This window comes from Pseudomonas sp. B6(2017), assembly GCF_002112765.1.
Classification (GTDB): domain Bacteria; phylum Pseudomonadota; class Gammaproteobacteria; order Pseudomonadales; family Pseudomonadaceae; genus Aquipseudomonas; species Aquipseudomonas piscis.
Genome location: NZ_NEIQ01000009.1, coordinates 91,546 through 102,011 on the forward strand (window position 1 = coordinate 91,546; position 10,466 = coordinate 102,011).

Here is a 10,466-nt window from a genome sequence, read left to right on the forward strand (position 1 = left end):
AGCAACAAAGGCCGGGCGCCAGCCTCCAGGCGCCGCCAGGCCGGGACCGGTGATTTGTCGGCACGCAACCTTGCATACAGGACCTCGGCACGGCTTACCTGCTCGCGGGTCGGCTTGACCCGCACCGACTCATACCCCACCAATCGCCCGTCCTCGAGGATCGGCGTGACATAGGCGCTGACCCAATAGAAGTTGCCGTTCTTGCAGCGGTTCTTCACCACTCCCATCCAACTGCGCCCGGCCTTGAGATAGCGCCACATGGATTCGAACACCGCAGCCGGCATATCCGGATGCCGCACCAGGTTGTGGGTGCTGCCGATCAGTTCGGCCTGGCTGAAGCCGCTCATGGCGGCGAACTCGGCATTGCAGTACGTGATGTGACTGCTGGTGTCGGTGGCGGAGATAAGCCGCTGCTGGTCGGGAAAGGTCTGCTCGATAGAGTTGACCGGCAAATTGAGACGCACTTTAGAACTCCATAGACAGCCTGCAATCAATAGTTGCCGGAGCCGGCATTAATTGATTGGCGATTACTTTCCTGGCGGTACGACTCAATCGGAAGATACGCCCTGATTGCAGCCGTACAGCGGGTTTGCGCCGCGGTTGACCGTCGGTGCGACATAGATCAACTAGGATCAGGTAAGGCGTCAGATGGAGGCGGCGGACGGAGTGTTGGCGGGATTACGAGACGTTCGAGCCTCTGCCAAGTCCTGGGTTTAGGTGAACAAGGGAAATGCAATGATTTCTTGTTTCATAAACCTGCCTTCTGAAACTAGATCACCAAATACCTGTCCGAAGCGCCGATTCTACGAAATGCATCACATTTTGCAAAGCAAGGTGATGAAACATGGTGTTGTCTAATGCCAATATTTATCGTTAAGTTCTTGATTCTAAATGGGAATTGAGCGATGCAAATTTCAAGTTTGGGTGCAGCCATCAAGCGCTATCGAAAGGTAGCGGGGCTTACTCAGGCTGAACTAGGTGAAAAAACCGGTTTTGACCCCAAAACCATCAGCCGCTTCGAAACCGGCACCTACACCCCCAGCGTTGAAGCTCTATTTCTATTGGCCGAAGTACTGGGAGTGAAGCTGAAAGCCTTCTTCGCCGATCTGGGTGATGAAGAGGAACAGCGGGCTTATTTGTTCGGTGTCATTCACAAAGCCACCCCGAAGGATCTGGGAAAGCTGATAGCAGCGGTAGACCAGGCCTTGTCCAAGCCTTGAGCCCCGCAGTCAATCGACCAAGAGAGGCCTGCTCGCCCCCCCTTGCGAGCAGGTCTCTTTTTCACCTTGCGACTCCTGACAGGAACTGACGGACTCGGCGCATAAGCTGCCGCTCCAATCCAGCCCCCCAGGAGTCATGATGATCACCAACACCTATTTTTTGCTCTACGTGGATAGCCCCATCGCCAGCGCCGACTTCTACAGCCGGCTGCTGGACAAACAGCCGGTGCAGGCTTCGGCGGATTTCACCCTGTTCATCCTCGACTCGGGAATCAAGCTCGGGCTCTGGTCCCGCCAGGTCGTCAGACCCGAATCCCAGGTACTGGCCGGCGGCGGCGAACTGGGCTGGGCCGTGGACAGCCGCGAAGCCGTGGATGAACTGCATCGTCACTGGCAGGCGCTGGGCATCCCCATCGTCCAGGAGCCGACCGTGACGGGTTTCGGCTACACCCTGCTCGCCCTCGACCCGGATGGACACCGCCTGCGAGTGCTGTTCCTCACCGCGAACTGATCCGTTTGTTCCCCAAGGGCGCAATCGCCGCCCTTGGGCTGCCCTTCTGCCAGTCATCGGAAATAAATGGAAACATTGCATTGAGCAGCACGCGGCTCATCGCTATCCTTGCGCGCCTATCACTTGTCACAAAATGTAAGGGAATACGATGAAGTACCTGCGTCACCTCATGGCCATGGTCGTGCTCTGCGCCACTCCATTCTTGGCCAACGCTGCCGACACGCCCGACACCAAGGACGCCGAAACCCAGACTGCCGAACAGTTTCTCGCCTCGCTCTCGCCACGCCACGGCAACATCAAGCTACCTGGCGATATCGCCAGCCTCGACCTGAGCAAAGAGTTCTACTACCTCACTCCCAAGGACACCGAGAAGCTGCTGACCGAAGGCTGGGGCAACCCGCCCGGCTTCACCACCCTGGGCATGATCGTGCCCAGCGCCGTCAGCCCGCTGGCCGCCGAAGGCTGGGGAGTGATCATCAGCTACAAGAATGACGGCCACATCTCCGACGACGATGCAGCGAAGATCGACTACCAGGACCTGCTCAAAGAAATGCAGGCCGCGGACGAGGAAGACAACAAAGAACGCAAGGAACAGGGCTACGGTGCCATCCACCTGCTGGGCTGGGCCGAGCAGCCAAGCTATGACGCGCAATCGCACAAGATGTACTGGGCCCGCGAACTCAAGGCCGAAGGCGCTGAAAGCAACACCCTGAACTACAGCATCCGCGTGCTGGGCCGTGAAGGCGTGCTGGAACTCAATGCGGTCGCTTCCATGCAGGACCTGCCCACCATCAAGCGCGAGATTCCCAAGGTGCTGGCCTTCACCAACTTCACCGACGGCAACCGCTACGCCGACTACAACCCGAGCACCGACAAGCTGGCCACCTATGGCCTGGCAGCCCTGGTGGCCGGCGGTATCGCCAGTAAGGCCGGACTGTTCGCCAAGCTCGGGGTCCTGCTCCTGGCGGGCAAGAAGTTCATCGTCATCGGCGTGCTTGCCGTCGTCGCCTTCATCGGCCGACTGTTCAAGAAGAAAAGCTGATCCACTGCACAAGGCCCCGTCAAACCGGGGCCTTGTCGCTCACGGCCCGCGCACTGGCGCTCCTGCGCCAGCGCCAGCGCCCCTCCAACTGCATCGCCATCACACTGCCCAGCACCACCGCCGCCCCCAGCACCACCCCGGAGCGCAACGTCTCGCCCAAGACGACCGCGGCCAACAACATCGCCACCGGCGGGATCAGGTACATGGCGATCGATGCCCGGCTGACCTCGACCCGCGCCAGCACATAGGCCCAGGCCAGGTAGGCCAGCGCGCTGGGAAACACCCCCAGCAACAGCACCGCCAGGTTCACCCGCAAGGGCGCCTGGACAACGGCCTGGGCCAGGCCCGGGGTGTACACCGCCAACAGCAAGGTACCGCCCCAGACCATGTAGCAAGTGGTGGTCAAGAGCCCGTGGCGCCCGGAAAAGCGCCGCAGCAGCACGAAATACAACCCCCAGGAAAAAGCCGCCAGCAGCACCAGCAAGCCCTGCGGCTGGATCGAACCCAGGCCGCGATCACCAGCCACCACCAGCAATGCGCCCACCAGGCCCAGCGCCACACAACTCCAGCGCCAGGCACTGACCGGCTCCTTGAGCCAGGAAAACGCGATCAGGGTGCTGAAGATCGGTGCCGATTGCGCCAACACGCTGGACGCGCCAGCACTCAAACCCTGCTGTCCGTAGTTGAGGCTGACGTGATGCAGGGCGATGGCGAAGAACCCCAGCACCAGCAACCAGGGCATATCGCGCCAGCGCGGCAGGGAAATACCTGCAACCAGTGCAATGCCGACCATGAATACCGAAGCGATGAGAAAGCGCAGCAACGCCAGGTGCCCGGGACTGTAGCCCTTAAGGCCGATATGGATGCCCACCGGCGAATAGGCCCAGCACAAGATGACCATGGCCGTGGCCAGAACCAGTTTCAGCGAGGGCGAGATCTTCACGAGACAAACTTCCAGGCAAGGTAGGGAACTACAGTGTCGCGCCCTCGAAAGCTCATCACAATTGATCAATACTGAGCCCATTGCTCACTGGAAATGAACGATGGAACTGACTCAATTGAAGATGGTGCAGGCCGTGGCCCGCTTCGGCAGCATCGCTCGCGCGGCCGAGCAGCTGCACTGCGTGCCGTCCAATATCACCAACCGCCTCAAGCAGCTGGAAAACGAGCTGGGCACTCCCTTGTTCACTCGCATCGGGCGCGGCCTGAAGATCAGCCCGGCCGGGGAAATCTTCCTCGGCTACAGCGAGCGCATCCTCGCCCTGGTGGATGAGGCCCGGCGCGCGGTCGACAGCCAGGCCGGGCCCAGCGGCCTGCTGCGCCTGGGTTCGATCGAGTCCTGCGCAGGCGGCCGCCTGCCCCCGCTGCTGGCCGAATATCACCGGCGCTACCCACAAGTCAGCGTAGAACTGGTCACCGGCACCTGGTCGCAACTCTTCGAAGAATTGCGCCACCAGCGCATCGACGGCGCCCTGGTGGCCATCGATACCCTGCCGGCGAAACTGCAGCAAACCGTGCTCTACCACGAACCCCTGGTGCTGATTTCCAGTGCCGGCAGCGCTCCGATCCACAGCGCCAGCGACCTGCAAGGCCAGCACCTGTTCATGTGGCCAGTCGGTTGCCCCTATCGCCGCGCCCTGGAGAACTGGCTCGGCAAGCACGGCCTGAACCTGCCGATCACCGGTTATGCCAGCTGGGGCACCATCATCGGCTGCGTCAGCGCGGGTGTGGGAGTGTCGCTGATCCCCGAAGGCGTGCTGGAGCGCTATGCGCAGTCCTCGACCCTGACCGTGCAACGCTTCGATGACCTGGCGCCGGTGGACAACCGTTTTGTCTGGCATCAAGACGTGCAGCAGCACCGCGCCCGGGATGCCTTCGCCCAGCTGCTGCGCGAGAAACTCGGCGCATGAGCGAACCCTGAGCGGTCACGATCGACAGCCCTCCATCACTGCATCAATGAAAGGCGCCTTGCGTGCAAGATACTCACCGATACCGTCGCGGTTACTGGCTTCCAGTTGCAGCTTCAGTTCCTGATAGCGCTGGCGCAGGCCGGGGTCACTGCGCAACAGGTCGCGAAACCCCAGCATCCGCCGGATTTGCCCATGCCCCGCCAGGCACACATGCACCTTGTGGGTCCGCACCCCATCGACGTCCCGCCGATAGAAATGATGCCCGGCAGACAAGTCGCTGCCCCGGACATAACCCAGGGTCGCCATGAAAGCCTGGCGCAGCGCCTCGTCCCGATGCTGCGCGACCACCAGCAGCACATCGATTTCCGGCTTGGCCGCAAGCCCGGCCACCGCAGTACTGCCCACGTGATGAATGTCCAGCAGCTCGCCGACAAAACCCGGCGCAATGCGCTTGCGCTCCGCGGCGAATGACAGGGGCCATCGCGGGTCGTAGGGGGAAATCTTGCTGGTCAACGCCATGTTCACTCCTTGGATGTGCGTTCGTTTCGATTATCCAGGGCACTACTACACCCTCGCGAGTGCTTCGGCACTTGCCACTCGTCAGCAATATGGCGAAGCGCCATATCGATCTTCTGACTGCATCTAGACTCCGGCAGAACATGAAAAACCATGATCCAACGGAAGGGAATTCGATGAAACGAGCCTTGTCAACAGCTCTTTGCCTAGCTTTGTTGTCGGGCTGCACCACCGCCCGCCTATCGACCCGGACTCTCCAGGCAGAGGATCGAGTCATAACAGGTATCGAGCGCAAGGAGTTGGTCAACAACGTCCTTCAGGACGTCCGGATCATCTGCCCCGAGCCCAGCCCCGACGCCTTGAAGACATTCGCAGCATCAGGCACGGCGTCCAAGGAAGATATCGCGGCGCTGTCTGCCGCGTACCAGCAGTCCGGAGCCAGTATTGGCCTGCGTACCCAATCCATCCAGCTCCTGCGCGACCAGCTGTTTGCCGTGTGCCAGGCTTATGCCAATGGGGCGATAACTGCCGACATGTATCAGATGTACATGACCCGCAACCAACGCAACACCGTCGCCATTCTTGCAATCGAGCAACTCACCGGTGTAGCCAAGGGCCCCGCCGTGGCCCTGACCAGCGCCAGTTCGACCGCCAACAGCCAATACCTGCTCGACCAGAGCAAGATAATCAAGGACGCTCAGGACAAATTGGCCAAAATGACCGCTGGCAGTGAAGATGCCAAAACCATGCAAGGCAATATCGACGTCATGCAGGCCCAGCTCAAGCAAGCGCAGCAAGCAATGGTGCAAACCTCCAGCGCAGCAACCCTGAGTGCCGCGCCTGCCACCACTCTTCCTGCCGCAGACGTGCAGGCAATTGCCGAAGCGGTCCAGCGCATTACCGAAATGACCACCTGGACCAACGACCTGTTCTACATCTGCCTCAACGCCTATGCGAACCTGCCCAGCGCACGCCGGCCCCCATCATTGGACAGCGCTTGCGCGAAGATCTATGACAATCTCGCCCAGGCCAACCTGCTCCAGCTCAAACACATGATCGGTCTTGAAGGTACAACAGGATCGCCTGCCGCCGCTCCGGAGGCCAAGCCAGCAGCGCCTGCGCCCAAGGGAGGTAAAAAGCTCAAACCTGATTTCAGCAAACTGGATGGCATTCCTCTCCACCTCAGAAAACCATTGGATTCCAGCAAATCGCTGTTTGATCCCGGCCTCTGAGTCGCCACGCCAAGAACAACTGCGACCGTTGCTGATTCTTCCGCAGTTCGTTCTCCGAACTAGCGCAGAGAGGTCTTTTAAAATGGAAACGAAGCAGTCCTGCGACTTGACTCAACGATGAGCAGTCGAAGATAGGGGTATGCAGGATTGGAAAAGATACGAAACAAGGCCCAAACACGCGCTAAAGCCTTTGAATTCGTTGAGACTCAATCATCTAGATGATTGGAGGCAGCCCCACCAGCCACACCCCGGCACACAATGTTCCCGCTGTGGCTGCTCCCTTCCGGGCCTGACCAGGTTAACGGGTAATCGTTGCGGGGGGACCGATGGGGCCACCATAACGACGCTCACCTGACGGCGAGCCGCGCCATTGTACCTATCTGAGTTGAAGATACAACCGCTCATTGCAGAATAAAAAACTCGAAGAGCTTCAAGCACTTGGAGTGTCACCAAGCAGGGCCGGCGGGCGCTGGCTCGCGCCGGCCGGCCCACGCTTCAGGCCGAAGCGGAAATGCCGTGCTCACCGAGGAAGGCGACGAATGCCTCCTCGTCCAGCACCTTCAGGCCCAGTTCGTTGGCCTTGGCCAATTTGGAACCGGCCCCGGGACCTGCCACCACGCAATGGGTCTTGGCCGAAACCGAACCAGCCACCTTGGCTCCCAGGCTTTCCAGCTTGTCCTTGGCCACATCGCGGCTCATCAACTCCAGGGAACCGGTCAGCACCCAGGTCTGGCCGGCCAGGGGCAAGCCTTCGACCGCCTTCTTCTCGCTCTGCCAGTGCATGCCGAAGTCACGCAACTGTTGCTCGATGGCCTGGGCCAACTGGGCATTGGCCGGATTGTCGAAGAACTCACGGACCGCCTTGGCCTGCTTCTCCGGCAAGGCCTGGCGCATGTCCAGCCAATCGGCGTCGATCACCCCTTGCAAGGAACCGAACTTGTCCGCCAGCTTCTGTGCCGCGCCCGGCCCCACTGAAGGAATGTTCAACTTGTCGAGCATGCCGCCCAGGGTGGTGCTGGCGGCGAATTCCGCCCCCAGCTCCCCCTGGTCCTGCAGCACCAGGGCGCACTGGTCCGCCGCCAGCAAGGCGCCGATCACCTGCTGGTTATGGCTGTCCTCGAAGAAACTGTGGATTTCATGGGCGACTTCCAGGCCGACATCCGGCAAGTAGGTCAACACCTGCGGCAACGCCAGGCGTACCCGCTCCAGGGTGCCCAGGGAACGCGCCAGGACCTTGGCGGTCTCTTCGCCGACATCGGGGATGCCCAGGGCATAGACGAAACGCGCCAGTGACGGGCGCTTGCTGTCTTCGATGGCCTTGAGCAGCTTGTTGCTGGAGACCTCGGCAAAGCCTTCCAGGTCGATGATCTGCTCGTACTTGAGCTTGTAGAGATCGGCCGGCGAGGCGATGAGCTGCTCGTCCACCAGTTGCTCGATGGTCTTGTCCCCCAGGCCTTCGATATCCATGGCACGCCGGGAGACGAAGTGGATGATCGCCTGCTTGAGCTGCGCACCGCAGGCCAGGCGGCCCACGCAGCGATAGACCGCACCTTCGCTGACGGTTTCGCGGCCCTTGCTGCGCTTGACCAGTTGCGTGCGCTCGACATGGGAACCGCAGACCGGGCAGCTTTCGGGAATCTGCACCGCCCGGGCATCCTCCGGGCGCCGCTCGGTGACCACTTGCACCACCTGCGGGATCACGTCGCCAGCACGGCGGATGATCACCGTGTCGCCGATCATCAGCCCCAGGCGCGCCACTTCGTCCATGTTGTGCAAGGTGGCGTTGGATACGGTCACCCCCGCCACCTTGACCGGTTTCAAGCGCGCCACCGGCGTTACCGCGCCGGTACGACCGACCTGGAACTCCACATCCAGCAGCTCGGTGAGCTCTTCCATGGCCGGAAACTTGTGGGCGATGGCCCAGCGCGGCTCCCGGGCCCGGAAGCCCAGCTCGCGCTGGGAAGCGATGCTGTTGACCTTGAACACCACGCCGTCGATTTCGTAGGGCAGCGCGTTACGCCGGTCGCCGATCTCGCGGTAGTAGTCCAGGCACTCGTCGATCCCCTTGGCCAGGCGCAGCTCGCGACTGATGGGCATGCCCCACTGCTTGAGCTGCTCGAGGTTGCCGATATGGGTATCGGCGATGTCCGCCGTGACCTGGCCCAGGCCGTAGCAGCAGAACTCCAGGGGCCGACTGGCGGTGATCTTCGAATCCAGCTGGCGCAGGCTGCCCGCCGCGGCGTTGCGCGGGTTGGCGAAGGTCTTGCCGCCCGCCTCCAGTTGCGCGGCGTTCAAGCGCTCGAAGCCGGCCTTGGACATGAACACTTCACCGCGCACTTCCAGGGTCGCCGGCCAACCACTGCCCTGCAGCTTCAGCGGAATGTTGCGCACGGTACGCACGTTGACGCTGATGTCCTCGCCGGTGGTGCCGTCGCCACGAGTGGCGCCACGCACCAGCAGGCCGTCCTGGTACAGCAGGCTGACCGCCAGGCCGTCGAGCTTGGGCTCGCAGCTGTACTCCACCGCCGCGCCACCACCGAACAGGTCGCCGCTCGGCAGGTCCAGGCCCTCATTGACCCGGCGATCGAACTCGCGCATGTCGACTTCTTCGAAGGCGTTGCCCAGGCTGAGCATGGGGATCTCATGGCGGACCTGGGTGAAGGCCGAGAGCGCGGCGCTGCCGACCCGCTGGGTCGGCGAGTCGCTGGTCACCAGCTCCGGATGCTCGGCCTCCAGGGCCTTGAGCTCGCGGAACAGGCGGTCGTACTCGGCGTCAGGGATACTGGGCTCGTCGAGCACGTGGTAGCGATAGTTGTGCAGGTCCAGCTCGGCACGCAGCTCAAGAATGCGGGTTTCGGCGGCGGTCATGGGGTTCTCTCATAAAGCAAAAGAGCAGCCTAGGCTGCTCGATCGAAGATGGTGTTCAGGCTTGGCTGGCCAGTCGACTCCTACAGGATAGATCCCGCTTCGGCGAAATCGCTGGCCAGCGATCAGAGGGTCACCGCTTCTGGGTCAGGGCACGGCGCTCGAACTCGACGATGCGCTGGCGGTAGTGTTCGATGGTCTGGGCGGTCAGGACGCTGCGCTGGTCATCCTTGAGCTCGCCATTGAGTTCCTGGGACAACTTGCGCGCCGCGGCCACCATCACGTCGAAAGCCTGTTTCGGATGACGTGGGCCCGGCAGGCCCAGGAAGAAGCTCACGGCCGGGGTGCTGAAGTGGTCGATATCGTCCAGGTCGAACACCCCGGGCTTGACCGCGTTGGCCATGGAGAACAGCACCTCGCCGTTGCCAGCCATGCTTTCGTGGCGGTGGAAGATGTCCATCTCGCCAAAACGCAGGCCGCTCTCGAGGATGTTCTGCAACAGCGCCGGCCCCTTGAAGCCCGCCGCATCACGGCAGATCACGCTGATCACCAGCACTTCCTCGGCCTGGGGCTGCTCCTTGTCGCCGAAGCTGGCAGCCTTGCCTTCATCGGCCGGGAAATCATCGTCACGACTGCTGAAGCTCGGACCGTTGTCCAGATCCAGGTCCAAGTTGAGGTCGCCCTGCTGCGGCTCGCTACCACGCTTGCCGCGCTTGGACGAAGAACTTTCCCGAGGCTCGCGGGCCGGCATGCTCACCGAAGGCAAGTCATGCTCATCCAGTTGCGGCTCCTTGTGGTTGTCCAGCACCCGGGACGGACCCAGCAGTTCGGCATTGCCTTCCTCATCCGGCAAGTTGGAAAGACTTCGATCAAGACGGAACTTCAACTTGCCCTTGCCGCCGCGCATACGCCGCCAGCCATCAAAAAGAATACCGGCGATGACAATAATGCCGATGACGATCAGCCACTCGCGCAGACCGATTTCCATGTAATCCCGTGCCTCTATGAAAAATGCTGAAAAATAAGGGGCTTACAATCTGCAAACCGCTTTAAAACGTGGCGCCAACTCTATGTTCTGAATGGCCTTTTGCTCACGCGTAGAAAAAATTGACATTAAACTAGCACGACCAAAGGCAACTTTACACCGTCTGTCGCAACGCTTATGGCCAA

9 protein-coding genes, 1 other RNA gene and 1 pseudogene are annotated in these 10,466 nt (G+C 61.2%); 5 read left to right on the plus strand and 6 right to left on the minus strand.

All coding sequences use genetic code 11. The features are described from left to right. Nucleotides 1-182: 182 nt before the first annotated feature. Nucleotides 183-464, minus strand: a pseudogene (locus tag CAG11_RS34500) (PAS domain-containing protein); the annotation flags it as partial. Between the two features lie 441 nt (nucleotides 465-905). On the opposite strand from CAG11_RS34500, the gene CAG11_RS16725 reads away from it, so the two are divergent. From CAG11_RS16725 to CAG11_RS16735, 3 genes are all read left to right on the plus strand, one after another. Beyond that, complete coding sequence (locus tag CAG11_RS16725; RefSeq protein ID WP_011060220.1) at nucleotides 906-1,220, plus strand: helix-turn-helix domain-containing protein; 315 nt, start codon at nucleotides 906-908, stop codon at nucleotides 1,218-1,220. A 139-nt stretch (nucleotides 1,221-1,359) separates the two neighbouring features. Beyond that, the gene (locus CAG11_RS16730; protein WP_085597124.1) at nucleotides 1,360-1,731 is read left to right on the plus strand and encodes a VOC family protein; all 372 of its coding nucleotides are present in this window, start codon (nucleotides 1,360-1,362) and stop codon (nucleotides 1,729-1,731) included. Between the two features lie 148 nt (nucleotides 1,732-1,879). Next, nucleotides 1,880-2,773, plus strand: a complete 894-nt coding sequence (locus CAG11_RS16735; RefSeq protein WP_022643305.1) for a DUF2167 domain-containing protein — start codon at nucleotides 1,880-1,882, stop codon at nucleotides 2,771-2,773. A 19-nt stretch (nucleotides 2,774-2,792) separates the two neighbouring features. Here the strand turns inward: CAG11_RS16735 and CAG11_RS16740 are convergent, their stop codons facing one another. After that, nucleotides 2,793-3,716, minus strand: coding sequence for a DMT family transporter (locus tag CAG11_RS16740; protein WP_256578521.1), 924 nt, complete (start codon nucleotides 3,714-3,716; stop codon nucleotides 2,793-2,795). A 100-nt stretch (nucleotides 3,717-3,816) separates the two neighbouring features. On the opposite strand from CAG11_RS16740, the gene CAG11_RS16745 reads away from it, so the two are divergent. Then, nucleotides 3,817-4,683, plus strand: a complete 867-nt coding sequence (locus tag CAG11_RS16745) for a LysR family transcriptional regulator (RefSeq protein WP_085597126.1) — start codon at nucleotides 3,817-3,819, stop codon at nucleotides 4,681-4,683. 15 nt (nucleotides 4,684-4,698) lie between these two features. Here the strand turns inward: CAG11_RS16745 and CAG11_RS16750 are convergent, their stop codons facing one another. Beyond that, nucleotides 4,699-5,202 carry a GrpB family protein gene (locus tag CAG11_RS16750; RefSeq protein ID WP_085597127.1) on the minus strand — a complete coding sequence of 168 codons (504 nt, stop codon included), beginning with the start codon at nucleotides 5,200-5,202 and terminating at the stop codon, nucleotides 4,699-4,701. A gap of 173 nt (nucleotides 5,203-5,375) precedes the next feature. Here CAG11_RS16750 and CAG11_RS16755 point away from each other — a divergent pair, with 173 nt between their 5' ends. Next, the gene (locus CAG11_RS16755; RefSeq protein ID WP_085597128.1) at nucleotides 5,376-6,431 is read left to right on the plus strand and encodes a hypothetical protein; all 1,056 of its coding nucleotides are present in this window, start codon (nucleotides 5,376-5,378) and stop codon (nucleotides 6,429-6,431) included. A gap of 232 nt (nucleotides 6,432-6,663) precedes the next feature. On the opposite strand, the gene ffs is transcribed toward CAG11_RS16755, so the two are convergent. The 3 genes from ffs to zipA form a co-directional block, all read right to left on the minus strand. After that, nucleotides 6,664-6,760: signal recognition particle sRNA small type (gene ffs, locus CAG11_RS16760), an RNA gene on the minus strand. Nucleotides 6,761-6,926: 166 nt separating this feature from the next. After that, a complete protein-coding gene (ligA, locus tag CAG11_RS16765; RefSeq protein ID WP_085597129.1) occupies nucleotides 6,927-9,299 on the minus strand; it encodes an NAD-dependent DNA ligase LigA in 2,373 nt (790 codons plus the stop codon). A 130-nt stretch (nucleotides 9,300-9,429) separates the two neighbouring features. Then, entirely contained in the window at nucleotides 9,430-10,284 is an 855-nt protein-coding gene (zipA, locus tag CAG11_RS16770) for a cell division protein ZipA (protein WP_085597130.1), read from the minus strand. Nucleotides 10,285-10,466 lie beyond the last annotated feature (182 nt).